This is a genomic window from Azospirillum sp., from assembly GCF_050789165.1.
Genome location: NZ_JBOZRT010000009.1, coordinates 23,268 through 49,611 on the forward strand (window position 1 = coordinate 23,268; position 26,344 = coordinate 49,611).

The window sequence follows — 26,344 nt, forward strand, 5'->3', positions numbered from 1 at the left end:
TCTCGGATGCCCAAACTCCGTCCGCGCCGGCTGATCAACGGCGTGGGCAGGGCAATCCCTTTCCGTCCTCGCCTGCATGCGACACGTCCACCGTCGCCGCCGTCACCAAGCCGGCGTCGATGGCGAGCCAGACCAGTTGGGCGTCGGTGCGCGCCCCGACCTTCGCCTTGATCTGGTAATGGTAGTTGCGGACCGTCTTCAGGCTGAGGTTCAGCGCGTCTGCGATCTCCTCCGCCGCCCATCCCGAGGCGAGCAGGCAGAGGATCTCGGTCTCGCGCGGGCCGAGGTCGTCCAAGGACGAGGCCGGGTGCGCCAGCCGTTCGGCCGCGAGCGCCTGGGCGACGTCGTCGCTCAGCGCCCGGCCCCCGCGGGCGACTGTCGCCACCGCCGCGACCAGCTCGGCGGCGTCGCTGCTCTTGGTGACGTAGCCGGCGGCGCCCGCCTCGAACGCCTTCATCGCGAAGCCGGTACCGCCGTGCATCGTGAAGACGAGGACGCGGGCACGGCGGTCCCATTGCCGGATGTGCCGCAGCGCCTCGATCCCGCCGACGCCCGGCAGCGACAGGTCCATAATGACGACATCCGGCCGCGCCCGCCGATAGGCCTGATAGGCGGAGGCCGCATCGTCCGCCTCAGCAACGACCGTGTAGCCGGGCGTGCGTTCCAGCAGGCGCCGGTAGCCCTCGCGCACCACGGGATGATCGTCGACCAGCATGAGCCTGATGGCAGTCATGCCGGCACCGCGTCCGCGGCCGGCCGGTCGTGTGCCCGCATCAGCGGGATCACCGCCGCGACGCGCACGCCGCGCTCGGCCTGCGCGATGGAGACGCGGCCGCCGAGCGCCGCGACCCGCTCGCGGATCCCGAGCAGGCCATACCCGGACGCCCCCTCAAGCGTCCCGGCGAACGCCCCGTCAAGCGATGGGAGGCTGCCGCCGCCGTCGTCCTCCACGCTCAGCGCCACCGCCCCGGCGCCGTCCAGGTCGAGACGCGCAACGTGCAGGCGGACGTCGCTGGGCCGCCCGTGCCGGGCAGCGTTGGTCAGGCATTCCTGAGCGATGCGGTAGACGTGGATGGCGACTGCGTTCGGCAGCCCGCTCAGGTCGCCGCCGACGTCAAGCTGGAAAACCGCGCGCGGCGCCGTCTGCACGTTCCACCCGGCGACGAGCTGGGCGAGGCTCGCTTCGAGCCCGAGTTCCTCGACGTCCTGCGAGCGCAGCCGTGCCAGCGCGCTGCGCAGCGTGGCCCGCATGCGCCGGGCGATGCCGGCGATGGAGCGCGCGTCCTCCACCAGATCGGCCTGACCGGGCGCCGACCCCGCCTCGACCGCGGCGGCGAGGGCGCCGATGCCGGCAAGGCATTGGCCGAACTCGTCGTGCAGGTCGCGGGCGAGCGCCCGGCGCTCCTCCTCCTGCACCTGGAACAGGCGGTTGGTCAGCGCGACGCGCTGCGCCGTCGTCTCCGCCAAACGCCCGGCCAAGTCGTTCACCGCCCGCGCGATGTGGCGAAACTCCGCCGTGCCGTGGTCCGGCAGACGGTCGCGATAGTCGCCGTTCTCCAGCCGCCGCAGCCCGGCGGCGATGGTGCGCGCCGGCCGCAGCGAATGCCCGATGGTCAGCGCGGCCAGCACGCCGATTCCCAGCGCCAGCAGGGTCGCGACGCTGGCCATCAGGCGGATCTGGTCCCACGCCTGCCGCACCGCGGCACCGGGGTCCACCTCGGCCAGGATGGTGCTGGCATCCGGGCGGCGCAGGGTCAGCGGGCGCACGGCCGGAGTGAAGCTCCCGAAGATCTGCCCGTAGGTGGCGGCGAACCAGGCGGGCGCCTCGTGGCCGACGGTTTCCACTTGGCTGCACAGCCGGCGCGGCGTCTCGCCGGCCGGGGCGAAGGTGACGCACACGCCGGGCGAGATCACCTTCATGGTGGCCAGCGTCTCCCATTCCGGACGCGGGCGCAGGTCCCGCGGGCCGAGACGGCCGCCATGCCACAGCAGCTCGCGCCAATAGAGCGTTTCCAGCGCGCGGGCGACGCGGTCGGCGGACAGCGCGGTCTGGGCCTCGATGGCCCGACGGGTGTCCGCCATCACCCACGCGACGGCGAGGGCCAGGCAGAGGGCAACCACGCCGACGAGGCGCAGCACGAGATGGGCGAACAGGTTCATCGCTTCGGCCCCGCCTCCGGTACCCCATCGATACTGGAGCCCGCCGCGCCGCCGGCAAGCGTCGGCGCGAGATCGGGCATTATGCCCAAGCCACCGCGGGCCGGGTGCCCTGGCGGCGCCGTGCCGGCGCCCGGTAGCCTGATCGGCGATGCCTGCGGTTCACGCCGCCGGCCGCTCCGCTCCACGATACGGGAAGCAGACCCCATGATCGGCGAACCCGCCCTTCGACGCGCCCACGGCGAGCCGCTGCTGGCCTGGATGATCTTCACCGGGGTCTGCATCTTCGCCGTCGTCCTGCTGTGGTATTTCGGACTGGTGGAGCGAATGGTGACCGGCGACCGCACCCACATCTCCTCGATCATCGCCGTCCTCTACGTTGCCGCCAGCCTGCACTGCGTCTGGCGGATCGTGGCGGTGCAGCGCGAGGGCGATGCGGCCCTGAAGGCCGCCGCGGCGGTGCGGGACGGCGGCCCGGCCGCGGCCGACCTTCCGCGCGGGCTGATCGCCCGGCACATCCGCGACCTGACGACCAAGGCGGCGCTCCAGGGCACGGCGCGGCTGGACCAGACGCTGCTGCTGCGCGTCCTCGCCGAACGGCTGCGCGGGTCCAACCACCTCGGCGCTTTCGCCGGGGACACTCTGATGAAGCTCGGCCTGCTCGGCACCATCATCGGCTTCATCATGATGCTGGTGCCGATCGCCGGCCTCGACACCGAGGACCGCGGGGCGGTCAAGGCGTCGATGGCGCTGATGAGCGACGGCATGGCGGTGGCCATGTATACGACACTGGCCGGGCTGGTCGGCTCCATCCTGCTGAAGGTGCAGTACTACGTCCTCGACCACGCCACCGCGCGGCTGTTCACCTTTGCGGTCGATGTCACCGAGGTCCACGTCGTGTCGGCCCTCGAGCGCCAGGCGGAGGCCGCGGAATGATCGGCGATTTCGACCTGCTGCACCGCGACGAGCCGTTCGACCCGTTCAGCGTCGTGCTGTTCAAGGCGTTGCAGGCCATCGCCTTCCTGTTCTTCATCGCGCTGGTGATCGTCTCGCCGAAGGCGAAGGAGGGCAAGGTCGACAGCAAGGCCGAGTTTCTCATCACGGTGGACTGGCCCGACGGGCATTCCGACGACCTTGACCTCTTTGTCCAGGATCCCCTGGGCAACATCGCATGGTACCGCCGGCGCGAGGCCGGCTTCATGGTGCTGGACCGCGACAACCGTGGCGGCGCCAACAACTTCGTGGAGGTCAACGGGCGCAAGGTGCTGTCGGTGGCGCGGCAGGAGATGGTCAGCATCCGCGGCATCGTCGCTGGCGAGTACACGGTGAACGTTTACCACTTCGCAGCGCTGACCGGGCACCCGGTCCCGGCCACGGTCACGGTGCAGAAGCTGAACCCGACCGTAACCATCGTGGCGAAGGAGACGGTGGAACTGGGCGGCGGCGGCATGGAGCGGACGGCGGTGCGCTTCACGCTCGACGCGGGCGGTGGCGTCACCGGAACCGACCGCACGGCGAAGTCAATCCTGCAGACCTTCTACAACCACCGCCGGCGAGGGGGCTGACCAGTGCCCGCGACGCAGACCGACGTTCTCCTGCTGTGCGGCGCCTACGCGCTGCTTGGCGTCCTCGTGCTCGTCGTGCTGGCGGGGCTGCGCCTTCCGCGCTGGCTCAAGGCGGCGGCCGTGGTGGCGGTCAGCGCCTGCTACCTAGTGGTGTTCTTCGCCACCCAGCACCTCCTGGGCTGGTCGGCGCCGGCGGCGTTGCCCGACCGTTTCCAGGTGCTGTGGACGCGCGTCGTCGAGCCCGACCCCGCGCATGGCAAGCCGGGGGCGATCCACCTCTGGATTGAAGTCCTGGACGAGGCCAACCTGCCCAGCGGCGAGCCGAGGGCGTACCGGCTGCCCTACTCGCCGCGTCTGGCCGGACGGGTGAGCCACGCCCAGGGGGAGATCATGAAGGGCCGCCCGCAGGGAGGCCGTGCGCAGGTCTTCGGCACCACGGCCGACACCGCGCCCCAGGGGGGCGCCGTCAATGCCCCGTCGCCGAACGGGGTGCCGGCGGGCGGCGATCCGTCCGGCGGCGGCCTCCTCGATCCGGCGTTCCTCGGCGGCCAGTCCAAGACGGTCGAGTTGGCGCCGTTGCCCGCACCCATGCTGCCGGACAAGGACATCCCCCCGCAACCGCAGCCATAAGCCCGGAGAGGCACCGTCAACTCATTGGCGGCAGGGATGCTGGCCGGCGCGGTGTGACCAGAAACGCCCGGCGGTCAGAGTGATTACGCGGCCAGGGGCGCGCCGGCCACCTCGGCCGAGGCAGCGAAGGCTTGGAGCCGGGCGGCTCGGAATACGGAGGCGGTGAGGTGATCGCGGCGGAGGTGAACGAGGTTGTTGATCGGGTCGTGGATCGACAGGAAGCGCTGCACCTGCCGCGGTGATTTGAAGCGTTTCATCTGCCGCTTGCGCCGTCGGGTCGGCTGATGTGAGTTGTCCGCTCGGTTGTTGAGGCCCTTGTGCTGGCGGTGCTCGCAGCGCAGCTTCAGATCTTTCTTGGCCGCGGCGTAGGACTTCAGCTTGTCGGTGATCATCACACGCGGCGCCCGGCCCTGCTTCTTGAGCAGCTTGCGCAGCAGGCGCTTGGCCGCCTTCTGTTTCTTGCCGGCAATGCTGAGCACGGCCTCATCCACGTGCCAGTTGTCGCCGTGGGCAAGGTGGCGCTGGCGGATGCGGGTGGCAATCGCCCGGTCGAACTTCAGGCCCCACTGGCGCACGGTCTCATGGCTGACCGTGATGCCGCGCAAGACCAGCATTTCCTCGACCATGCGCAGGCTCAGCGGAAAACGGAAGCACAGGTACACCGCATAGCTGATCATCTCAGCAGGGAAGCGGTAGCCGGCGTACATCGGAACGGGGCGCGTCGTCATGCCGGCCCTATACCGTCACCCCGCCGCCTCGGCCAACCCGAACTTGACGGTGCCTCGACGACAGCACCGCGATGCAAACATTGGGGCGCCGATGCTCCAGACACCATCATGAGGCAGGCTCGTCCTGACCTCGGAGAGAACCGTGGAACCGGCAAGAGATCCCAATTACCGCTTCCGAGGGCTGGACCCGATGCCCGCGTTTAGAGAACAAGCTCTAATTCTAATATGGTGACTGCACTTCAGTGAGGAGGCTGCGATGCGAGTGGCGCTGCTGACGATGATCACCATCGCACTGATGAGCCCGCCCCCCGATGGAGCCCTGGCGCGGTCCGATGCGGGCAAGGCCGCCACTGCGGCAGGCCCAGCGCAGCGGAAAGACGGCGTGTCGGCCAAGCGCTCCCAGGCCCAACCCCAGGCTCAACCGCGGACGCGCGTCAGCCCGTCCGACCTGAGCGACATTGCCGCCTCGATGCGGGCTTCGCGTCCTCAGCCCCCTGGTGATGGCAGCTACAGGGTCTACGTGCCGGGTCGCACCCCCCTGTCCTGCTTCGGCGTCGGCGGGATCGTGACCTGTCAGTGAGGCGCAGATCCACTGGCAGGTCGGGCGACGGCGGGGGCGCCCGACCTTGTCAGCCCCGGAACACGCCTTACCCGAACAACATCCTTTCCAGGCTCTGCAGCAACGCCGCCGCCTCCGTGACGAGGGAGTTGCCGTTGGCTGCGCCCACCTGAGTGCTGAAGGCGGGCTTGCCGACCGGTGCCGGTTCCGCATCGGCGCGCTGGCCGTTCCGCCCCGATGCCGCAGGTTGATCCGGGGGGGCTTCCGAGGGCAGGTCGCCCTGCGGGGGCTGGGCGTCGTCCCGCGCGGGGGCATCGGTGCGTGACGGCGGTCGATTGGGACCTTGAGAGCCGCCGTCCGTCGCATCGCCATTGCTGGTGCGGCCGACGTTGATGCGGAACTCGGTCACCGCTTGCGAGCCCTGGTCGTCACGGGCGATCACCTTGATGTTCACGGCTCCCTGGGCGTCCGGTGGCGGGTTGCCGGTGAAGGTGCCGCTGGAGGCATCGAACTTCAGCCACACCGGCAGCGGCGACCCGTCCGCCTGCGTCGCCTCGAGCGTGACGTTGGCCTGCGGGTCGGTGCTCTGGAACGTGCCTGCCGGGATCGGAATGTTGTTCGGCTGGCCTATCTGCACCGCCCGGTCGCCGACGGTGCCGACCACCTGCAGCGTCGGTCCGGTCGCCGAGCCCTGCGGCGCCAGAGCCACGGGAGGCGGCAGGCCGTTCGGCCGCGAGGCGCCGCCGACCGACAGGCTGGTGTTGGCGGCTCCCGACGAAGCCCCAGTGCCCGATGGCGTGCCGGACGAGGAGGGCGACGGTCCGAGAGTCGGCGTTGCCGGGGCGGGCGGCGTCGGAGCCGGTGGCGGGGCGACCACCGGTGCCGGGATGGTTGGCGCCGGCGCCGGGGCGGGCGCCAGCACCGACACGGTGGAAACGATCGGCGAGGGCGGTACCGGAACGACCGGGCCCGTACCGGTGCCGGTCGGGTTGGTCTGCACCACGGACAGGATGGTCGGCACCGGCGCCACCGGGGTGGGAGGCGTCATCACCACCGGCGTGGGGGCTGGCGGCGGCACGGGAGCCGGAGGCGGGGGCGGCTGAACGGTGGTTTCCGGCGTCGGAAGCGGGGTCACGGGTTGGGTGACCGGTGGAGTGACCGGCGGAGTCGTCACCACGGGCGGATCCACCGGCGTTGGCGTCACGGGCGGAGTCTCAGGCGGGGTGACCACCGGCGGCGTCACCGGGGTAACCGGCGGGGTGACCACGGGCGTCACCGGCGTCACCGGCGGGGGCACGGGGGGCGTCGTTGGCTCTTCCGGCGGGGGGACGGGCGTGTTGTTGGTCACGGCACGCTCGATCACGCTCGCCGCGTCGTTGCCGGCGCGGTCCTGCACGGCGTTGGTGTCGTTGCCGGTGGTCGGGTCGGCGTAGCTGACCTTGACCTCCTGCCCATGGCCGGCGATGGCAGCGAGCGTCAGCGTCACCGTTTTGGCGTCGGCGTTCACGGCCACCGCGGTCACCGCGACCGAGGCTCCGCCGACCGTCACGGTGAACGCAGTGGGGGCGGCCGTCTGCACCGCATCGAGTTGGGAGGCGTCGTCGTAGCGCAGCGTCAGCGTGTTCCCGTCCACCGAAGCGGCCTGCAGGAGCGGTCCGGCGGTGTCCTGCATCACGGGCAGCAGATCGCTCGGCGTTCCGGGATTGCCGGCCGCGTCGATGATCCGGGCGCCGAGGTTTTTCAGGCCATCTGCGCCGAGATCGGGCATCGCCACATCGACGTATCCCGCCTGGATGTCGCCGGCAGCGATTTGGACGGTGCGGATCGGCCCGGTGCCGTTCAGGTGGAAGCCCACGTGATCCCCCGAGACCGCGCCGGTGCCGGTCAGCGTCACGCGCACCGTGGGCGTGACGTTGGCGGTCAGCCGGTCGGTGGCGCTGGCCCCGGTGTCCGAAGCGGCCAGCAGCGTCAGGGCCGGTGCGCCCGGCGGGGTGGTGTCCAGGGACACGGTGAAGGTCTTGGCGTTCGCGTCGGCCGCGACGGCGGCGCCTGTGTCGTCCTTCACCTGATTCGCGTTGATGGCGACGGTGTAGGTGCCGTTGTCGGCGTCGTTCCAAGTTCCGCCCGGGGCGGCGATGGTGTAGGTCGCGGTGCTGGTCGCGGCGTTCCAGGAGGCGTCGGTGATGGTCAGCGTTGTGCCGCCCGGTCCGGTGACGGTGATGTTTCCGGTGCCGATGCTCGCCGGCGCGATGGTGCCGTCAACGTCGTCATAGACCACCGTGACGCTGTGCGTGGTGCCGCCGGCGAGCGCTTGACCGATGGGGTCGGCTGTGACGGTGCCATGGGTGGGCGCCTCGTTGGTGGCGGCGACCGAAACGGAGGCGGTGGCCGCGGTGCTGGTCACGTCGGCAACGTCGGTGACCGTGAACTCCAGGGTGCGGGTGGTGGTGTCCGGGCTGTCGGAGGTGTTGTTGAACCGCACCACCGTCAGTGCCGCCTGATAGTCCGCCGCGCTCGGCGTCTGGCCGCCGACCGCGCTCAGCGTCAGGGTGCCGTTGCTGTAGCTGCCCTGGATCTTGGACGTGTTGGTGAACAGCAGCTCGTCGCCGGTCTTGGCGTTGGTGATCGTGACACTGACCGACTTCGGGTTGGTCAGATCGCAATCGGTGATCGTCGCCGCGGTGAGGATCGCCTTGGCGCCGGACTTGTCGTCCGCGCCGTCCTTCTCGACGAAGGCGGCGCCGGCGCTGGTGACGGACAGCGTCGGCGTGTCGTTCGTTGCCGTCACCGTCACGGACGCGGTGGCCGCCGTGCTGGTGGCGTCGGAAGCATCGGTGACGGTGAACGCAACGGTGCGGGTGGTGGTGTCCGGCGTGTCGGAGGTGTTGTTGAAGGTGACCGCCGCCAGGGCGGCCTCGAACTCCGCTTCCGTCGGCGTCTGGCCGCTGACAGCGGTCAGGGTGAGCGTGCCGTTGCTGTAGCTGCCCTGGATCTTCGCCGTGTCGGTGAACAGCAGTTGGTCGCCGGTCTTGGCGTTGGTGATCTGCACCGCCACCGACTTCGGGTTGCTGAGGTCGAGATCGGTGATGTTTGCGGCGGTGAGAATTGCCTTGGCACCCGCCGCGTCGTCGGCACCGTCCTTCTCGACGAAGGCCGCGTTCGCCGTCGTTACCGAGATCGTCGGCGCGTTGTTGGAGGAGCCGCCCGCCGTTACGTTGATCGTCACGGTGGCCGTCGTGGCGGTGACGTTGCCGGCGGAATCGGTGGCGGCAAAGGCCACTGTGCGGTCGCCGGCGGTGATGGTGCCGGCGTCGTTGCGGTACTGCAGGTCACGGACGATGTCCTGTGCCTGCGTGGCGGTCAGCGGCGTCCAGTCGGCCTTGGTGATGGTGAAGGTGCCGCTTGCGTACTGGATGTTGACGCTGATGCCGCCCACCGTGGCAGTCGTCGTGCCGACGCCGCTGCCGTCGGCGTTCAGCGTCGCGCCGCTGGCCGCCGGGTTACCGAAGATCAGCTTCTCGCTGGTGCCGTTTGCCAGCCCGCCGATGGTCAGGCGCAGTTCCGACACCGCGTTCGACGCCTCGGCCAGCGTCGCTGGGGTGCTGTTGTCGTCCAGGCTGACCGCGGCGCCGGCGGTGCTGATCACCGTGCGGTTCAGCGTCGCGGCGTCCGACGGCGCCAAGTCGATAACCGGGGCGGTGGTGTCCGGGGCCGGCGTGCTGTTGGTCAGCGCGAGGCTGGTGAAGGTGGCGGCCGGGTTGCCGGCCTTGTCCTGTACCTTGCTGGCGGCGGTGTAGGTGAGCGCCACCGTTTCGGTCGCGGCGACGGCGCGGCTCAGCGTCAGGGTAACCGTGTTGTCCACCGGGTTGAGAGAGACGCCGGTGATCGACAGCGCGGTGCCGCTGCTGGTGGTGATGCTGTAGTCCGTCGTGGCCGGGGACATCGAGCCGAGCGCTTCGTCGTAGCTCAGCGTCACGATGGAACCGTTGACAACGGCGCCGTTGGAGGCGGCCAGCTGGGGCGCGCGGTTGTCCAAGGTGTAGGACTCGGAGACCGAGGCCACCGCATTGTCGGCCAGCGCGTTCGGCGTCGCCGCGGTGTCCGTGATGGCGTGCCCGGTGGACGCCAAGCCCACCGCCAACACGCCGTTGCCGTTGGTGATTCCGGCGCCGCCTACCGTCACGTCGTAGGCGCCGGGAACGCCGGCCACCGCGTTGACAGACACCGTCGGGGCAATCGTCGCGCCATCGAGTTTGACCACGAAGTCGTCGGCATCAACGCCGGTCACCGCCTCGCTGAAGGCGACGTGGAAGGTGACGCTGTCGGCGTTGGTGAGCGACGCGGCGGCGGCCGGACGCAGCACGCTGACCAGCGTCGGCGCAAAGGTGTCCGGCGTCGGCAACGTGACGTCGAAGAGCAGCGGAGCGGAGAGCGTGTTGGCGTTGCCGGCGGCGTCGGTCGCCGTGCTCGCCGGCAGCCAGACGGCCGCCGAGCCGGTGACCGCCGGGGTCAGGGTGAAGGTCCAGGTCTTGCCGCCGTCGCTGCTCGACAGGTTGGAGACGGCCGCGTTGTTGGAGGTGGCGAAGTCCGACGCGGTCAGTCCGGTGACCGCCTCGGTGAAGGTGGCGGTCACGGTGACCGGTCCGTTGATGGCAGTGGTCCCGGCGGTCAGCGTCGCGCCCGGTGGCGTCTGGTCGTGCTGGAAGCTCGACACCGCGCGGTACTCGTCGTTGCCCTCGCGGTAGGTGGCAGTGACAGCCACCACCCCGTCCACGAAGCCGTAGCGGGTGAGGTCGAGCGTGGCGATCGACCAGGTACCGTCGCCGTTGACGGTGGCGGTGTCCTGGACGGTGTTGGTGCCGTCGGTGATGGTGACGGTCAGCGTAGACCCGACCGGCACGCCGGTGGTCGTGCCGCCGACGGCGATCGTCTTGTTCTCCGCCGCCGAGACCCAGCCGTTGCCGTTCGTGTCGCCGAAGGTGCTGGTGATCGCCACCACCGGCGCGGTGGCGTCGATGGTCAGCGTCTGCGTCGTGATGGTGGCGTTGCCGGCGGCGTCGGTGCCGCTGGCGCGCACGCCCACCGAGCCGCTCAGCGCCGTGGTCGCCTCGACCGACCAGAAGCCTCCGGTCTGGACCGTGGTGGTGTAGGTCTGCGCGTCCGTCAGGTCGCCGTCGTTGTTCGGGTCGATGGTGACGGTGAGGGTCGAGCCGGCCGGCAGGTCGGTGGTGCCGGCGATCACCGGCGTGGTGTCGCGTGTCTTGGCGTTCGAGGTGATGGAGAGCGCGGGCGGGTCGAGGTCGACGTTCAGCACCTGCGTCGCCGTGCTGCTGTTGCCGGCGGCATCGGTGCCGGTCGCCGTGACCTTCGCCAGTCCCGACAGGCCGCTGGGGGGCAGGATGCCGTCAGCCGGCACCGCGGTGGCGGTGTCGATGCTCCAGGTTCCGCCGGCCTGCACCGTGGTCAGGTAGGTGATGCTGTTGGTGGTCGCTGCGTTGTTGTCCGGGTCGATGACGACGGTCAGCACCGTGCCGACGGGCAGGTCGGTGGTGCCGGTGATGGTCGGGATCGGGTTCTTCGTCACCGCCGCCGAGGTGAAGGCCACCGCGGGCAGTGTTGTATCCACCACCAGCTCGCTGCTGGTGACGTCGAGGACCGAGCTGCCGCCGCGCGTCACCGTCGCCTGCACGTCGTAGCTGTTGCCGGGCAGCGTGTCGGCGACTAGCGACCACGTGTTGTCGGCGTTGATGGTCAGCTTGCCGTTCGCCTCGGTGTAGGTGACGCCGTTGATGACCACCGCGAGCGTGTCGCCGGCGATGTTGGCCCAGGTGCCGGTGATCGTCGGCCGGGTGTTGCTGGTGATCAGCGAATCCACCGTAGGCGTGTTCAGTGCCGTCGCCGTGGCCGAGGTGCCGTAGGCGTTGGTGGCGGTGGCCGTCACTTTGGCGAAGCTCGACAGACCGCCGGCGGCCAGGGTGCCGGAGGTCGGCGCGGTGGCGGCGATGTCGACGCTCCAGGTGCCGTTGCTCTGCACGACGGCGGAATAGGTCAGCGTGTTGTTGGTCGCCGCGTTGTTGTCCGGGTCGATGGTAACCACCACCGACGCGCCGGCCGGCAGCGTCGTGGTGCCGGTGATGGTCGGCCTCGCGCTGGTGGCCAGGGCGGCGGCGTTCACCGTCACGCTCGGTGGGGTGGTGGTGTCGTAGGTCTGCGTCGCCGTCGCGCCGATGTTGTCGCGGTTGGATATGGTGCCCTTCGCAGCGGCGTCGTTCACCGCGACGGAGACGGTGCCGGCGCTGTTCGAGGTCGGCGTGACCACCAGCGTGTAGGTGGTACCGGAACCGGAGAACGCACCCTTGGTGCCGTTGGTGACGGTGACGTCGCTGGCGTCGAACCCGGAAACCGCTTCGCTGAAGATGAAAGTGAAGGTCACCGCGCCGTTCGCCACGCCCGGCACGTTGTCGGTGATGGTCAGCGTCGGCGGCGCCACCGACAGCGTCGGCGTCGCCACCCCGACCACCTCCACCGACGCGTTGGCCGCGGTGGCGTAGACCGTCAGTCCGCCGTTCTTCAGCGACTGCACCTCGGCCAGCGTCAGCGTCGTCGACCAAGTGCTGCCGCTGACGGCGGCGGTCTTGGTGACAGTGGTGGTGCCGTCGCTGATCGTCAGGGTGACCGTCGGCCCGGTCACGGTGGTCGAGCCGGTGATGGTCAGGCCGGAATCGAACTCGCCCAGGCTGATGACGTTGTCGGTCGCGATGGCGTTGACGGTCACCGTCGTCCCGGCCGAGTTCTTGCCGTTGTCCAGCACGTGCGCGCGCGTCGCGCTCTGGGCGACGTTGCCGGCGGTGTCGGTGGCCGTCGAGGACAGCACGATGGTGACCGTCGTGCCGTTCGCCGCAAGGCTGTTCGGGTAGCTGTAGCTCCAGGTGCCGCCGGCCTGCACGGTGGCGGTGCCGGTGTGCAGGCTGGTGGCGCCGTTGAGGATCTGGATCGAGATGGTCGAGCCGGCCGCCAGCTCGGTCGTGCCGTTGATGCTGCCGTTCTGGCGCGAGATCACCGAGGCGTTGGAGAAGAAGATGCGCGGCGGCGTCTTGTCGTGGGCGACCGTCTTCGTTCCTTCGAAGCTCGTCCCCTGCAGGGTCGCCTTGGCGGTCAGCGTGCCGTTGTCCAGCGTCGACAGGTTCAGCCCGGTCGCCGACCAGGTGCCGCCAGCCTGCACCGTCGCCGTGGTGGCCACCCGGTTGCCGTTGGCGTCCGACACCACGACGTCGAGAACGGAGCCGGTGATCGCCGTGCTGGTGCCGGAGACGGTGACGTTGGTGTTCTCCCCGGCGTTCAGGATGCTGTCGCCGAGGATGCGGGTGGCCACGCCCGTCACGTTGCCGGAGATGGCCGTCTCGATGGAGCCGACCGTCACCGTCGGGATCGACACCGTCAGCACCTGCGTGGCGCTCGCCGAGGCGCCGCCACTGGTGGCCGTTGCCAGGACTCCGTTGGCGCCGGCAAAGCCGGCCGACGGTGCCATGCCGGAGATCGGCGTTGCGGTGGCGGTGTTCAGCGTCCAGTTGCCACTGGCGTCGGTGCTCACCGAATAGGTCACGGCGTCGGCGAGGTCGCCGTCGTTGCCCGGGTCGATGCGGACGAAGATCGTTCCGCTGGTCACCGTGGAGGTGCCGGTGAGGGTCGGGCGCAGGATGTTGCTGGTGGCGGCGGAGCCGATGCCGATGGAAGGTCCGGTGACGACGATCACCTCGCCGGTCGAGGCGTCGACCACCTGGGTGCCGCCGCGGGTCACCGTCGCCACCACCTCGTGCGTCGTGGCGCCGAGGTCGGAGGATGGCACCACCGACCATGTGTTGCCGCTGATGGCCAGCCCGTTCGCGGTGGTGTAGGTGGTGCCGTCGATGACGACCGCCAGCGTGTCGCCGGACACGTTCGTCCAGGTGCCGGTCACCGTCGGCCGCACGCTGGTGGTGGTCTGCACGTTGACGGTCGGCTTGTTCTGCCCCGTGGCCGTGGTGGTGTTGCCGGCGGCGTCCGTGCCGGTGGCGGTGATCCTGGCGTAGCCGGTCAGCCCGCCCGCCGGCAGCGCCCCCGAGGCGGCGAGCGCGGTGGCAAGGTCGATGCTCCACACCCCGCCGCTCTGCACCGTGGTCTTGTAGGTGACGGCGTTGTTGGTGCCGCTGTCGTTGTCCGGGTCGATGACGACGGTGATCTGCGAGCCCGCCGGCAAGTTGCTGGTACCGCTCACCACCGGCTTGCCGGCGGTGGCGATGGAGTCAACACCCACCAGCGGCGGCGTACGGTCGTGCAGCACCGTGGTGCTGTCGCCAGACGAGCCGGTCTGCCGTGCCCCGGTGCCGTCGCCCGTGGTCCACAGCTCGGCGGTGACGGTCAGCGTGCCGTCGGCGAGACCCGACAGGTTGGCGGTGGCCGACCAGGTGTGACCGGCCGTGATCTGGGTGTAGGTGGTGACGGTGCCGCTGGAGGCGTCCGTCACCGTAACCTTGACCCAACTGCCCGCGGTCACCGTGGCCGGCGCGGTGCCGCTGATGACCGTGGCCGAATCCTCGGCCGCCGACAGGTTGCCGTCGCCGATCCGGTCGGTGACGTCCACCGAGAGGCCAGCGGCCACCGGGGCGGCGGCGGTCTGCGGCGCGGTGAAGACGCCGAGCTGCGCGAAGGTGGTGTTCTTGTCGTAGTTGGCGCCGACGCCGGCCAAGTCGCCATTCAGCGGGCCCGGCTGCGTCTCGGTCATCAGCACGTAGGACACGACGGTGTCCTTGGTGAAGCCGGCGATACCGGTGGTGCCGCGCGGCCCAACCACGCCGTTGCGGTCGGCCGCCGAGGGCTTGGCGAGCACGGTGGCCAAATCGGCGATCGGCACCTTGAAGCTGACGAAGGCGTCGGCATGGCCGTCGTTGCCGAAGTCGGTGGTGCCGTCCCATTGCGGGTCGGTGGCCGAGGTGACCGGCCGCACCGCGTAGTTGGCCGCCGTGAAGGCGTAGACACCGTTGTTGGCCAGCCAGCCGACCGGCAGCGGCTGCGTCGAGGTGGTGTTGGGCGAATTGTTGAGGCCGGTGCCGGGATCGAAGATCCGGATCGCCTGTGTGTTGTTGCGCCCGTCCACCCCGAGGAAGACGTCCACCCGCCCGTCGCGGTTGGCGTCGATGCCGACGATTGCGACGCCGCCGAAGTAGGAGGTGCTGGTCGGGTTGTCGATGCGCACCCGGAACGCCATCAGGTCGTCGGCGGTGTTGTTCGGCGTGCCGTTGTCGTCGTAGGCGCCGTACAGCACCGCGTGGTTGCTGTCGCCGACCAGATCGGTGTCCGCCGCCTTGGCCTGGCTGTCGCCGATCGGGTCGTTGGTGCCGCTGCCCATTAGCGGCACCCAGCCGGTGGAGCCGGCCAGCGAATAGGTTAGCAGTCCTTTGTACTCCGCCTGCGTGCGCGCGCTGGCGAACACCGGCGTTTCGATGCTGCCGGTCGCGGCTTCCAGCGTCCAGTTGCCGCCGCGCTGGGCCGAGCCGGTGGCGTCCACCGATGCCGCCACGTCGGCCCCGGTCGCCTCGGCGAGGCGGCCGAGGAAGGCCGCGCCCTCCGGCCCGGCGCCCACATCGCAGCCGTACAGCAGGATGTCGGCCCCCGGCGCCAGGCCGGTGCGGATGGTGTTCAGCTCCGCCGCGTGTTCGGCCAGCGTGTCGGGCGTCAGCGCCGTCGAACCGAGCGCCAGTTCGCCGCGCGAACCGTGCGAGAGGATGTGCACGGCGTCGAAGCCGGGGTGTTGCTGCACCGCCTCGGCGATCTGCACCAGCGCGTCGCGCCCGGCCTGAAGGATCAGCGTCTCGGTACCCGGCTTGAGATCGGACAGCAGCGTCGCCTGATTGGCGACGGATGGATCAACCACCACCAGTTCGCGCCGGGGGGCGGCGTCCTGCGGTGCCGTGGCCGGTGCCGGGGTGCCGGCCAGCGCGTTCAGCAGGTTGGGATCGCCAAGCGAGTCATGGGTGACGGGCAGCGCGTCGGGGTGGCTGTCGGGCAAGGCCGTCTGAGCCGCTGTCTGGACGCCCGCCGCGTCGAACAGGAAGCGCGGTTCCAGCGCCAGCGCGTTCGGCGCTGCCGTCCCCTTGGCCAGGTGCCGGCCCGCGACGCGTTTCATGATCCCCATCCCTGCCGACTCCGTTCCTTGCGTCCCATAACCGGGAGTTGCGTAGAAAACGAACCAAAATCCATTAGAATCTAAAGCTTTTTGCGCCAACCCAGTAAATCAGGCGCGCACGTCAACTACTATGACTTGCATACCGGTAGAAATTCGAACCTTCTAAATCGCGATACCGCAAATGCGTCAAAATGCAACAAGACGTGACGAAATTCACAATGACTTAACCATATTTAATTGCCGCTATACGGCGGAACCCGTGATAAGGACGAGCCTATAAATGCACCATGACCTATTGACTTGATTTTTTCAATCATTTGTCTATTCGTCTCATGGAAGTTGTGACGATGGGAATGAGGGTGTCGGTGAATGGCGTGGGCTGAAGCGCGCATCCAAGGGCTTGTCCGGCGCCGCCGCCGGGCGCTGCGCCTGACTCTTTTGGCGGCGGTGGGTGTGCTGGCGGCCGGCTGCGCGGTCGAGCTGGAACCGCTGAGCTTGCAGGAGCGCTTTACCCAGGTGCAGGCCGACCGTACCCGCCTCTACGCAGACCAGGAGCCGGTCACCGGCCCGGTCTCCCTGGCCGAGGCGATGGCGCGTGCCATCAAGTACAACCTGGACGCCCGGCAGGCGCTGATGGAGCAACTGCTCCAGGCCCGCCAGCTCGACGTCAGCAGCTACGACATGCTGCCGAAGCTGGCCGCCAGCGCCGGCTACAACACCCGCGACAAGGCGAACGAGTCGCTCAGCCGCAACACCATCACCAACTTCCGCTCGATCGAGCCGGCGATCAGCCAGGACCGCACGCGCTACACCGCCGACCTCGGCCTGACCTGGAACCTGCTGGACTTCGGCGTCAGCTACTTCCAGGCCAAGCAGCAGGCGGACCGTGTGCTGATCGCGCAGGAGCGCCGCCGCCGCCTCGCCAACTCCATCATCCAGCAGGTGCGCGCGTCGTTCTGGCTGGCGGCCAGCGCCGAGCGCCTGCAAGGCGAGATCGAGCCGATCCTGACCGAGGCCCGCAAGGCGCTCGATGACTCGAAGAAGGTCGAGGAGGAGCGGCTCAAGCCGCCGCTGGAGGCGCTGCGCTTCCAGAAGGCGCTGATCGAGATCATCCGCCAGTTGGAGACGGTGCAGCAGGACCTCTCCATTTCCAAGGCGCAGTTGGCCGCGCTGATGAACCTTCCCCTCGGCCAGCCTTTCACGCTGGCTCTGCCGGAGGGCTTCACCCAGGTGATCCCTGAGGTCGCCATGCCCATCGAGAAGATGGAGACCATCGCGCTGCTCAACCGCCCCGAAATGCGCGAGGAGCAGTACCAGAAGCGCGTCAATCTGGCCGAGGTGCGCAAGGCGATGGTGCGCATGCTGCCGGGCATCGGCCTGAACACTTCTATCAACTACGACAGCAACTCCTACCTCATCCACAACATGTGGGCGGAGGCCGGGGCGCGGCTCAGCTACAACCTGCTCAACCTGTTCTCCGGCCCGGCGACCATCCGCGCCGCCGAGGCGCAGGAGGAGGCTGGCGATTTCCGCCGCATGGCCCTGAACGTGGCGACGCTGACCCAGGTGCACGTCGCCTACCAGCAGTACGTCCGCGGCAAGACCAACTTCGAGCAGGCGCGCCTGCTGGAGAGCATCGAGCGGCGCATCAACGAGAACGTCCAGCAGGCCGCCACCGCCGACGCGGAGTCGGCGCTGGAGCGCATCCGCTCCAAGGCGCTGGCGGTCAGCGCCAAGCTGGCGCGCGACCGCGCCTACGCCGAGTTGCAGAACGCCATGTCGAGCCTGTACGTGGCCCTCGGCCTCGATGCCCTGCCGGAGACCGTGGAAAGCCACGGCATCAAGGACATCACCGCCGGCCTCGCCAAGGTCGCCGAGGACTGGCAGGCCGGCCGCCTGCACTACGAGGAGCCGCCGGCCGCGGTTCCAACGGCGCAGGCGCCCGCGGGCGAGCCGACGTCATGATGGGTGTCAGGGCGACGGTCCCCGCGGCGCTTCTCATGGCGCTTCTCGCCGTAGCCAGCGCGGCCGCAGCGCAGACCGGCACCCCGGCGGAGATCCGCGCCCAGCTCAGCCCGGTGCGCAGCACGGTGCTGTCCACCGAGATCCCCGGCAAGATTGCCGAGCTGTCGGTGCGCGAGGGCGACCGCTTCGCCGAGGGGCAGAAGCTCGTGGTGCTCGACTGCACGCTGCATAAGGCGCGTCTCGACAAGGCGCAGGCGCAGCTGCAGGGCGCCCGCAAGACCTACCAGGTGCACGCCCGCCTCGACAAGCTGGGCTCCAACAGCACGCTGGAGATGGAGACCTCCGCCGCCCAGCTCGCCGCAGCCGAGGCCGAGGTGACGATGATGCGCACGCTGGTCGAGCGCTGCGCCGTGCCCGCCCCCTTCGCCGGCCGCGTCGTCGAGCTGAAGGTGAAGCGGCACCAGTTCGTTGGCGAAGGGCACGAGTTGCTGGAGATCCTCGACGACCGCGAGCTGGAGGTCGAGCTGGCGGTGCCCTCGCGCTGGCTGCCCTGGTTGAAGCCCGGGACGCCCTTCACGCTGCGCCTGGAGGAGACCGGGCGCGATTACCCCGCCAAGCTCGTCCGCCTCGCCGCCCGCATCGACCCGGTGAGTCAGTCGGTCAAGGTGTTCGGCGCCATCGACGGCCGCTTTCCGGAACTGCTGGCCGGCATGAGCGGCAACGCCACCTTCCAGCCGCCGAGCGAATGACCAGCATGTCCGCCGCATCCAGGATCGACGCCGCGCCGGCCGAGGGGAACCGCCAACTCCTGGTGCTGACCGGTCTGCTCCAGCTCGAGCGCCGCGCCCGCGCCACGACGACGGTGGAGGAGTTCGGCTTCCTGGCGGTCAACGAGACGCCGGGCTTAGTCCGTTACCGGCAGGCCGTGCTGTGGAGCAGCCTCGGCCGGGTCGCCGCGCTGTCCGGCGTGCCGCTGGTCGACCGGAACACGCCTTATGTGCTTTGGCTCGGCCGTGTCCTGGCTTGGGCGCACGCGGCCCACGGCAACGGCGGGCCGGTGCCGCTCGCCGCTGCCGACCTGCCACCGGACCTTGCGCGCGACTGGGCCGACTGGCTGCCGCCGCATGGCCTGTGGCTGCCGCTCGGCCCAAACGGCGCGCTGCTCCTGGCCCGCGACGAGGCCTGGAGCACGGCGGAGAACCATGTGCTCGGCTACGTCGCCGACGCCTATGGCCACGCCTGGTCCGCGCTGGAGCGCCGCCGCGGCGGCTGGCGCCTGCCGAAACGCGGCCGGGTGGTGCTGGTCGCGCTGGCCCTGGCGCTGGCCGCGGGAGCGCTGGCGCTGCCCATGCCGCAGTCGGCGCTGGCCCCGGCCGAGGTGATCGCCCGCGCGCCGACTGTGGTGCGAGCCCCCATCGACGGTGTGGTCGACCGCTTCGAAGTGGCTCCGAACGAGGCGGTGTCGGAGGGGCAGGTGCTCCTGGCGCTCGACCGCACCCGTCTGCTCAACCGGCTGGACGTCGCGCGCAAAGCGCTGGAGGTCGCCGAGGCGGAGCACCGGCAGGCGTCGCAGCAAGCGCTGTTCGACAGCCGCAGCAAGGCCAACTTGGCCACGCTCAAGGGCCGCGTCGACCAGCAGGCGGCGGAGGTCGCCTACGTCCGGGAACTGCTCTCCCGCATCGAGATCCGCGCCCCGCGCGTCGGCATCGCCATTTTCGACGACGTCAACGACTGGATCGGCAAGCCCGTCGGCATCGGCAAACGTATTCTGGTGGTCGCCGATCCGAAGGAGACCGAATTGGAGATCCGCCTTCCCGTCGCCGACGCCATCGCACTGGAGACCGGCGCGGAGGTGAGGCTGTTCCTCAACGTCGATCCGCAGCGCCCGATCCCGGCCCGCCTGAGCTTTGCCGGCTATCAGGCCGACGTCACGCCGGAGGGTGTGCTGGCCTACCGGCTGAAGGCGACGTTCGATTCCGGCACCTCGGTACCCCGCATCGGCCTGAAGGGCATCGCGAAGCTCTACGGTGAGGACAGCACGCTGGGCTACGCCTTGCTGCGCCGGCCGCTCGCCGCGCTGCGGCAGCGGTTGGGCGTGTAGGGCGCGCGGCGGTGCCCGCTCAGGCTCTCCGTCTCCCGCCATTGCGCGAGGAACTGTCGCTGCACCCCGGCCCGCGCACGCCGGACGGTGCCCCGAGTTGGACGCTGCACGACCCGGCAGCCCACCGCTTCTACCGCGTCGGCTGGGCGGAACTGGAGATGCTGTCGCGCTGGCACCGCGGCGACGCCGCGTCCGTCGCCGCGTCCGTCGCCGCTGAAACCACCATTCCCGCCACCTCGGAGCAGGTGGAAGGCTTCGCGAAGTTTCTGTGGGGACAGGGATTGCTCCAGGCGCACGGCGATGAGGCGCTTGGCCGGTTGAAGGCCGTTGCGGCGGCGCATCGGCCGCACTGGCTGATGTGGCTCCTGAAGACCTATCTGTCGATCCGCCTGCCGCTGGTGCGCCCCGACCGCATCCTGGTCGCCACGCTGCCGCTGGTGAGCCTGTTGTACACCCGCACCTTCCTGGCGCTGACGGTGCTGGCGGCGCTGCTCGGCGGGCATCTGGCGCTGCGGCAATGGGACGCTTTCCGCACCACCTTCCTGCACTTCTTCTCGCTGGAGGGTGCTCTGCTCTCAGCCGTGGCGCTCACCGGAGCGAAGGTGCTGCACGAGCTGGGGCACGCGTACACCGCGCGGCGTCTGGGATGCCGCGTCCCGAGCATGGGTGTTGTGTTCCTGGTGCTGTGGCCGGTGCTCTACACCGACGTCAGCGAGGCGTGGAAGCTTCCCTCGCGCCGACAGCGCCTCGCCATCGGCGCGGCCGGCTTGGCCGCCGAGCTGGTGCTGGCCGCGTACGCTACGCTGGCCTGGAGCTTCCTGCCCGACGGGCCGCTGCGCAGCGCCGTCTTCCTGCTCGCCAGTTCGACGTGGCTCCTGACGCTCGCGGTGAACCTCAACCCGCTGATGCGCTTCGACGGCTATTTCCTGCTGTCCGACTGGCTGGACGTGCCGAACCTGCAGGATCGCGCCTTCGCGCTGGCGCGCTGGCGCCTGCGCGAAGCGCTCTTCGGGTTCGGCGACCCGGCGCCGGAGGTGTTCGCGCCACGCACCCGGCGCATCCTGCTGGTCTATGCCTACGCGACCTGGGTGTACCGGTTCTTCCTGTTCCTCGGCATCGCGCTTCTTGTATATCACGTCTTCTTCAAGCTGCTGGGGCTGTTCCTGATGGCCGTCGAAATCGGGTGGTTCATCGTCAAGCCCGTCGCCGCCGAACTGTCGCAGTGGGCGCGCCGCCGAGGCCGGGTCCGCGCGAACCGCCATGCGCTCGTCACCGGCCTCTTTGCCGTCGCGGCGTTGGCTCTGGCACTGCTCCCGTGGCGCGGCACGGTGTCGGCCCCGGCGATCCTCAAGGCGGCGCAACAGACGCAGCTCTTTGTGCCGAAGAGCGCCCGGCTGGCCGAGATGCCAGTCAAGCCCGGCGTTCCCGTTGCGAAGGGCGACGTTCTGTTCCGGTTCGAGTCCCCGGACCTTGCAAACGACTTGGCGCAGGCCCGCCGCAAGGTGGAGACGCTGCGCGAGCGCACCCAGGTGCAGAGTCTCAGCCGTGATCTGATCGAGCACACGCAATCGACGTGGCGCGAACTGGAAGCCGCCCAGACCGAGGCCGCCGGGCTTGAGGCCGAAGCTGTTCGCCTCACCGTCGCGGCACCGGCCGACGGCGTGGTGGTGGACGTGGCCGACCCGCTGGCGGCTGGCGAATGGCTGCGCGAGAACGTCCGGCTGGCAACCCTCATCGACCCCACGTCCGCCGTCGTTGAGGCCTACATCCCCGAGGCTGACCTGAAACGCATCGCGGTCGGCGCCGCGGCGCGCTTCCTGCCCAATGATCTCGGCCGTCGCTGGGTGCCGGCGACGGTAGTCTCCATCGCCACGGCCAGCAGCCGCGCGCTGCCTGAGCCCGCGCTGGCCTCGCTGCACGGTGGTGCTGTTCCGGTGCACGAGGGGCGGGACAAGGCGCTGATTCCCGAGGCGCCGATCTATCGCGTGCTGCTCAAGCCCACGGAGCCGCTGACCGCCCCAGCCCGCATCGAGCGCGGCACCGTTCTGCTGGAGGGCGAGAGCGAAAGCTTGGCCGCACAGTTCTGGCGCACCGCCGTGGGCGTATTGATCCGCGAAAGCGGGTTGTAGAACGCCGACGGTGGTTGGCGCAAAAAGTCGTCAGAGCGTGCTTTGAAAGTTGATTGCGCGGGACGGGCGAGGCGCTTGACGCCGGTGTTGGCCTCCGCTCTGCCTGAGGGCCCGGTCACGCTGGTGATCGACAGCACCGGCTTGAAGGTCTACGGCGCCGGCGGGTGGCATCGCGACATGCATGGCGTACGGGGGCCGCGGACCTGGCACAAGCTTCGTCTGGCGGTGGACGCCGCCAGCAACAGCATCGTCGCCGCCACCCTGACGACCACCAGGGACGGCGAGGCCTCCCAGGTCGGTCCACTGCTCGGCCAGACCAGCGGCCGCATCGGCACCGCCATGGCTGACGGCACGTACGACGGCGAACCGATCCACCAGACCATCCCCGAGCACGGGCGGCCGGGCTGGCAAAGGCAAACGAACTATGGGCAGAGGGCGAAGGCGGAAACCGCCATGGCGCGTTACAAACGCATTCCTGGCGATCAGCTTCACACTCGCACGCTGACCGGCCAGCAGGCCGAAGCGGCGGTCGGCGTCACCATCCCGAACCGGATGATCGATCAGGCACGCCCGAACTCCGTCCGCACCGCCTGATCAAGAGGCATGTCCCGCATCGGTGCGCCCACGCGGACCTCGATGCACCAACACCCCTCGGCTTCGGTCCAGGATGAGCCCCGTGTTGCGCTTTCCCTGGCTGTGCAGGAGTGCGGGGTCAGGCCCGCACGCCGATCTCGTCGATGACCTGCCGGAGCATGTCCCGTACTTTCCCAGCGGTGTCGGCGAGCTTGGGGTTGTCGATGGCCTGCATGGACGACACCGGGTCCACCGCCGAGACCTCCACTTTCCCGTCCTCACGCTGCTGGACGATGACGTTGCAGGGCAGCATGGTGCCGATCTTGTCCTCGGCCTGGAGCGCTTGGTAAGCCATTTGGGGGTTGCAGGCGCCAAGGATGCGGTAGGGCCGGTAGTCCACGTCGAGCTTCTTCTTCAGGGTCGCCTGGATGTCGATCTCGGTCAGGACGCCGAAGCCGTGCTTCTTGAGGGCGTCGGTGGTCGCGGCGATCGCGTCGTCGAACGGCAGGTCGATCATTCGTGAGAAGTGATAGGTCATCATCGTCTCCGTTGCTGTCGGGATGGGCGTAGGCTCTGGGCAGTCAACAACCGCCGCCGAGGCGGCTTCCAGCCAGGTGGTCAGAAACTGGCCCATCATCCCGTTGTCGTCAGGCTCGAGGATGTGGCAGTGGTGCATGAACGGCTTGGTTTCCGCCGGTTGGGTGAAGCGCACCAGGAGTTCGACCAGCTCCTTGACCAGGACGGTGTCGCGCAGACCCTGGTCGCGGACATCGGGGCGGGAACCGTTGCGGCATAGCACCTCGAAGCGCACGCGGTAATGTGGAAGGGGTGCGCGAACATCTCGCGGCAGCGCCCAAAGTGGCGGCTCGGGGGAGCATCGCTCGGCGCGTTATGGCCATGAGAGCTCCATCACACTTGAGTGATATCTAATAAATCAGGCTTGCGTTCAGAACAGCCTGGAGGCAGGGTCGTTCCTCAGGAGTTTTGGAACTCCGTTGCTGGAGTGGGTACACGCGTCTCCCGCGCACCGCTTCACGAAGCCGTGAGCGGGGTTGTTTGCGGCATCGGCGCGGCGGCATTTTGCCACGGAGGAGAGCGTTGAGGTGATGTGCGTGGCACGGCTGACGAGCACATTTCGGGGATTGCTGGCGGGTCTGCTCGTGCTGTCCGCGCTGGTCGCGTTCCCCGGTCAGGGCGCCGCCAAGGTGCCCGTGTGGGCAGGCACCGTCCAGCTGTCGCGCGCGCTCATCGGCACCGCGGCCGCCGTTGCACCGGCCCCCGATGTCCGCCACGTCGTGTCCGCGGATGACGGCACCAGGCGACCCTGTGACCGCAGCGGCGTCACACCCGGAACCGGGCAATGCCTGGTCATCCAGTGCCTCAGCATCTGCGCCGGACTGCCCACAGGCGCCGTCACCATTCCACCGCCACCGGCGAGCATCGACGAGCATGCCGCCGTCACCGACGACCCGTCCCGCGGCATCTCCACCATTCCCGACCTGCCGCCTCCGCGCCGGACCGCCTGAGCGGCCACGGATCCGTCGCTCCGCCGGGTATTGCCCGTCGTTGACCAGCCGTGGCCGGACCGCAGATGGCCCACCGCTCCACCCGGAGCGCGCACGGCCCGATCCCCTCAGCGGACGGACAAGGACATGTCATTCACCCTGAACCGGCGCCGATCGCTGGCGCCACTCACCGCCGTGTCCGGCGGTATCGCCAAGACCGCGACCGGCTATTCTCCGCGCGCCGTTCTGGCCGCACTCCTGCTCACGGCATTGGCGCCCGCCTCCGCCTCTGCGGCGGTCGGCGCCCAATCATCCTCCAAGACCTCGACGGTGCAGATCTTGGCCCCGGTCGATGCCGCCGGTCAGTCGCAGACCATCCCGGCCGGGCTCCGCATCGCATTGAACGACGGCTGGAAAACCTACTGGCGCTCCCCCGGAGCCGTGAGCCGCGCGGCCGGGCCGGCGGCCTTGATCGCGCTCGCCACGGCGGTCGCCATTCCCGCGGTTCTCGATCGCGCGGCCCCGGCCGCCGCCTCGGCGGTATCGGCGCAGTGGCGGCGCTTCGAGCCGGCGAAGATCGGCAAGCTGGTCGCGCAGGGCCAGACGGTCTTCGTCGACGTGACGGCGGACTGGTGCGTCACCTGCATCGTCAACAAGAAGCTGGTGATCGACCGCGAACCGGTGGTCGGCACCCTGTCGCGCGACGGCGGCGTCGCCATGCGGGCGGACATGACGAGCCCGGACCCGGCCATCATGGCCTATTTCGCGCAGAACGGCCGCTACGGCATCCCCTTCAACATGGTCTACGGCCCCGGGGCGCCGCGCGGCCTCATACTGCCCGAACTGCTGTCGGAAGGCGCCGTGCTGGACGCCATCCGCAAGGCCCGGACGGCAGGGTGACCTCGGCGTCCCTCACGCCGTCCGAAGCATTTCATCCACCGGGCGACCAGCGGCCCTGCCGCCCTTACGCCACACCGTTCCATCCGCCGAAGCCAAGTGTGCCGGTGCGGCAGCCCTTTTATTGTGAACACGGAGCCAAGCGTCCCATCATGACCTCCCGACTTGCCACCACCCTGCTCACCGTTGCCGTCTCCGCCGCCGTGTTCGGCGCCGGGGCCATCGCCATCCAGTCCTTCGTCGTCCCCACCTCCGCCGCAGCCACGGCGGCCCCGCCCCTGGTGGCGGAACTCGGCCCGGACGCCCTGACGCGCGGACCGAGTGCGGTGGTCGTGGGCAATCCTCGGGGCGATGTGACGGTGGTCGAGTATTTCGACTACCAGTGCCCCGTGTGCCGCAAGGTCCATCCCTTCCTGGAGGAGCTGGTCGCCGAGGACAAGAACGTCCGGGTGATCCACAAGCATTGGCCGGTGTTCGGCGCCGCGTCGATCTATGCAGCCAAGATCGCACTCGCCGCGCGCTGGCAGGATCGCTATGAACAGGTCCACCATGCCTTCATGAACATTCCCGGCCGCCTCGACGAGGAGAAGATCCGCAAGGCGGCCAGCGAAGCCGGTCTCGACCTGGCGCGGGCCGAGCGTGACCTGAAGGAGCGCGACGCGCAGGTCGATGCCGCCTTCAAGGAGGTTTCGGCGCAGGCGGCCATGCTGCAACTCCAGGGGACCCCGGGCTTTGTCATCGGCAGCTATCTCATTCCCGGCGGCCTCGACCTGAAGACGATGAAGGAGATCGTTGCCGAGGTCCGCGCCAAGAAGCGCGTCGACAAGCAAGGCTGAACCGGCGTGGAGTAACCGTCATGAGTCTCGTCGATGATGCGGTGGCCGCGCCCCGCGTCCTGAAAGGCGCCGCCGCGGCGACGGCCACGTTCCTGATGTTGGGGACCGTCACCGCCGTGTGGCCGAACCCCGTGTTCGCCCGCATGACGCCGACCCAGGGCTTCGAAATCTGGCTGCTCGCCGTCCAGGCGGTGCTGGTCGGGATCTACGTGGCGATCCGGCGGCCGATGTGTTCAGCCCGCAGTGCCGGGTTGGGCAGCGTTGTCTGGTTCCTCGGGATCGCCTGCCCGACCTGCAACAAGCTCCTGCTGCTGGTCTTCGGGGCGGAACTGCTGCTCACGCACCTCGAGCCGTACCGCCTTCATCTTGCCGTGGCCGGCGCCGCCGTCACCGCAGTGGCGGTCGCATGGGAGTGGAGGCAGCGCCGCCTCCCGGTGGTCTGCCCGGTTCACATGCCAGGCCAGGGTCTCCGGGAACGCATCAGCCGGTCCTAATGTTTGCAGAGCACGACGGCGCCGCCCCGCGGGGCGGCGCCGT

General features: G+C 69.4%; 18 protein-coding genes. 13 read left to right on the forward strand and 5 right to left on the reverse strand.

The window, feature by feature from the left end:
• Nucleotides 1-34 precede the first annotated feature (34 nt).
• Together ACRWK7_RS00960 and ACRWK7_RS00965 are read right to left on the reverse strand one after the other, a co-directional pair.
• The gene (locus ACRWK7_RS00960) at nucleotides 35-733 is read right to left on the reverse strand and encodes a response regulator (protein WP_431854290.1); all 699 of its coding nucleotides are present in this window, start codon (nucleotides 731-733) and stop codon (nucleotides 35-37) included.
• Complete coding sequence (locus tag ACRWK7_RS00965) at nucleotides 730-2,160, reverse strand: ATP-binding protein (RefSeq protein ID WP_431854291.1); 1,431 nt, start codon at nucleotides 2,158-2,160, stop codon at nucleotides 730-732. Before ACRWK7_RS00965 ends, ACRWK7_RS00960 begins: the two co-directional genes overlap by 4 nt.
• 204 nt (nucleotides 2,161-2,364) lie before the next feature.
• Here ACRWK7_RS00965 and ACRWK7_RS00970 point away from each other — a divergent pair, with 204 nt between their 5' ends.
• From ACRWK7_RS00970 to ACRWK7_RS00980, 3 genes are read left to right on the forward strand one after another with little or no spacing between them, the layout of a single operon-like run.
• Nucleotides 2,365-3,093 (forward strand): MotA/TolQ/ExbB proton channel family protein, encoded by a 729-nt coding sequence (locus tag ACRWK7_RS00970; RefSeq protein ID WP_431854292.1) that lies wholly within the window; start codon nucleotides 2,365-2,367, stop codon nucleotides 3,091-3,093.
• Nucleotides 3,090-3,722, forward strand: coding sequence for a hypothetical protein (locus ACRWK7_RS00975; protein WP_431854293.1), 633 nt, complete (start codon nucleotides 3,090-3,092; stop codon nucleotides 3,720-3,722). The genes ACRWK7_RS00970 and ACRWK7_RS00975 overlap by 4 nt, the downstream gene beginning before the upstream one ends.
• Before the next feature lie 3 nt (nucleotides 3,723-3,725).
• The gene (locus ACRWK7_RS00980) at nucleotides 3,726-4,352 is read left to right on the forward strand and encodes a hypothetical protein (protein ID WP_431854294.1); all 627 of its coding nucleotides are present in this window, start codon (nucleotides 3,726-3,728) and stop codon (nucleotides 4,350-4,352) included.
• Nucleotides 4,353-4,435: 83 nt separating this feature from the next.
• Here the strand turns inward: ACRWK7_RS00980 and ACRWK7_RS00985 are convergent, their stop codons facing one another.
• Nucleotides 4,436-5,080 carry an IS6 family transposase gene (locus ACRWK7_RS00985; RefSeq protein WP_431854295.1) on the reverse strand — a complete coding sequence of 215 codons (645 nt, stop codon included), beginning with the start codon at nucleotides 5,078-5,080 and terminating at the stop codon, nucleotides 4,436-4,438.
• Nucleotides 5,081-5,342: 262 nt separating this feature from the next.
• Between ACRWK7_RS00985 and ACRWK7_RS00990 the strand changes: the two genes are divergently transcribed.
• On the forward strand, nucleotides 5,343-5,660 hold the full coding sequence (locus tag ACRWK7_RS00990; RefSeq protein WP_431854296.1) for a hypothetical protein: 318 nt from the start codon (nucleotides 5,343-5,345) through the stop codon (nucleotides 5,658-5,660).
• 67 nt (nucleotides 5,661-5,727) lie between these two features.
• On the opposite strand, the gene ACRWK7_RS00995 is transcribed toward ACRWK7_RS00990, so the two are convergent.
• Nucleotides 5,728-15,801, reverse strand: a complete 10,074-nt coding sequence (locus ACRWK7_RS00995) for a DUF4347 domain-containing protein (RefSeq protein WP_431854297.1) — start codon at nucleotides 15,799-15,801, stop codon at nucleotides 5,728-5,730.
• 369 nt (nucleotides 15,802-16,170) lie between these two features.
• Here ACRWK7_RS00995 and ACRWK7_RS01000 point away from each other — a divergent pair, with 369 nt between their 5' ends.
• The 5 genes from ACRWK7_RS01000 (at nucleotide 16,171) to ACRWK7_RS01020 (ending at nucleotide 22,590) form a co-directional block, all read left to right on the forward strand.
• Nucleotides 16,171-17,766: a TolC family protein gene (locus ACRWK7_RS01000; protein WP_431854298.1), complete on the forward strand. Its 1,596-nt coding sequence runs from the start codon at nucleotides 16,171-16,173 to the stop codon at nucleotides 17,764-17,766.
• Entirely contained in the window at nucleotides 17,763-18,515 is a 753-nt protein-coding gene (locus ACRWK7_RS01005; protein ID WP_431854299.1) for an efflux RND transporter periplasmic adaptor subunit, read from the forward strand. Before ACRWK7_RS01000 ends, ACRWK7_RS01005 begins: the two co-directional genes overlap by 4 nt.
• Before the next feature lie 5 nt (nucleotides 18,516-18,520).
• Entirely contained in the window at nucleotides 18,521-19,867 is a 1,347-nt protein-coding gene (locus ACRWK7_RS01010; RefSeq protein WP_431854300.1) for an efflux RND transporter periplasmic adaptor subunit, read from the forward strand.
• Between the two features lie 11 nt (nucleotides 19,868-19,878).
• The gene (locus ACRWK7_RS01015; protein ID WP_431854301.1) at nucleotides 19,879-21,996 is read left to right on the forward strand and encodes an HlyD family efflux transporter periplasmic adaptor subunit; all 2,118 of its coding nucleotides are present in this window, start codon (nucleotides 19,879-19,881) and stop codon (nucleotides 21,994-21,996) included.
• A gap of 84 nt (nucleotides 21,997-22,080) precedes the next feature.
• On the forward strand, nucleotides 22,081-22,590 hold the full coding sequence (locus ACRWK7_RS01020) for a transposase (RefSeq protein WP_431854355.1): 510 nt from the start codon (nucleotides 22,081-22,083) through the stop codon (nucleotides 22,588-22,590).
• A 118-nt stretch (nucleotides 22,591-22,708) separates the two neighbouring features.
• On the opposite strand, the gene ACRWK7_RS01025 is transcribed toward ACRWK7_RS01020, so the two are convergent.
• Nucleotides 22,709-23,380 carry a DUF302 domain-containing protein gene (locus tag ACRWK7_RS01025; RefSeq protein WP_431854302.1) on the reverse strand — a complete coding sequence of 224 codons (672 nt, stop codon included), beginning with the start codon at nucleotides 23,378-23,380 and terminating at the stop codon, nucleotides 22,709-22,711.
• Between the two features lie 301 nt (nucleotides 23,381-23,681).
• On the opposite strand from ACRWK7_RS01025, the gene ACRWK7_RS01030 reads away from it, so the two are divergent.
• From ACRWK7_RS01030 to ACRWK7_RS01045, 4 genes are all read left to right on the forward strand, one after another.
• Nucleotides 23,682-24,095, forward strand: a complete 414-nt coding sequence (locus tag ACRWK7_RS01030; protein ID WP_431854303.1) for a hypothetical protein — start codon at nucleotides 23,682-23,684, stop codon at nucleotides 24,093-24,095.
• Between the two features lie 126 nt (nucleotides 24,096-24,221).
• Entirely contained in the window at nucleotides 24,222-24,974 is a 753-nt protein-coding gene (locus ACRWK7_RS01035) for a thioredoxin family protein (protein ID WP_431854304.1), read from the forward strand.
• Between the two features lie 149 nt (nucleotides 24,975-25,123).
• Complete coding sequence (locus tag ACRWK7_RS01040) at nucleotides 25,124-25,807, forward strand: DsbA family protein (protein ID WP_431854305.1); 684 nt, start codon at nucleotides 25,124-25,126, stop codon at nucleotides 25,805-25,807.
• A gap of 20 nt (nucleotides 25,808-25,827) precedes the next feature.
• Entirely contained in the window at nucleotides 25,828-26,301 is a 474-nt protein-coding gene (locus ACRWK7_RS01045; protein WP_431854306.1) for a hypothetical protein, read from the forward strand.
• Nucleotides 26,302-26,344: the final 43 nt, after the last annotated feature.

Excerpts from the sequence above, each read along its gene's own strand:
- ACRWK7_RS00975 (WP_431854293.1), top strand. The coding sequence starts at position 3,090 with ATGATCGGCGATTTCGACCTGCTGCACCGCGACGAGCCGTTCGACCCG.
- ACRWK7_RS01040 (WP_431854305.1), top strand. The coding sequence starts at position 25,124 with ATGACCTCCCGACTTGCCACCACCCTGCTCACCGTTGCCGTCTCCGCC.
- ACRWK7_RS00965 (WP_431854291.1), bottom strand. The coding sequence starts at position 2,160 with ATGAACCTGTTCGCCCATCTCGTGCTGCGCCTCGTCGGCGTGGTTGCC.
- ACRWK7_RS01035 (WP_431854304.1), top strand. The coding sequence starts at position 24,222 with ATGTCATTCACCCTGAACCGGCGCCGATCGCTGGCGCCACTCACCGCC.
- ACRWK7_RS00995 (WP_431854297.1), bottom strand. The coding sequence starts at position 15,801 with ATGAAACGCGTCGCGGGCCGGCACCTGGCCAAGGGGACGGCAGCGCCG.
- ACRWK7_RS01005 (WP_431854299.1), top strand. The coding sequence starts at position 17,763 with ATGATGGGTGTCAGGGCGACGGTCCCCGCGGCGCTTCTCATGGCGCTT.
- ACRWK7_RS00960 (WP_431854290.1), bottom strand. The coding sequence starts at position 733 with ATGACTGCCATCAGGCTCATGCTGGTCGACGATCATCCCGTGGTGCGC.
- ACRWK7_RS01045 (WP_431854306.1), top strand. The coding sequence starts at position 25,828 with ATGAGTCTCGTCGATGATGCGGTGGCCGCGCCCCGCGTCCTGAAAGGC.
- ACRWK7_RS00985 (WP_431854295.1), bottom strand. The coding sequence starts at position 5,080 with ATGACGACGCGCCCCGTTCCGATGTACGCCGGCTACCGCTTCCCTGCT.
- ACRWK7_RS00970 (WP_431854292.1), top strand. The coding sequence starts at position 2,365 with ATGATCGGCGAACCCGCCCTTCGACGCGCCCACGGCGAGCCGCTGCTG.
- ACRWK7_RS01010 (WP_431854300.1), top strand. The coding sequence starts at position 18,521 with ATGTCCGCCGCATCCAGGATCGACGCCGCGCCGGCCGAGGGGAACCGC.
- ACRWK7_RS01000 (WP_431854298.1), top strand. The coding sequence starts at position 16,171 with ATGGCGTGGGCTGAAGCGCGCATCCAAGGGCTTGTCCGGCGCCGCCGC.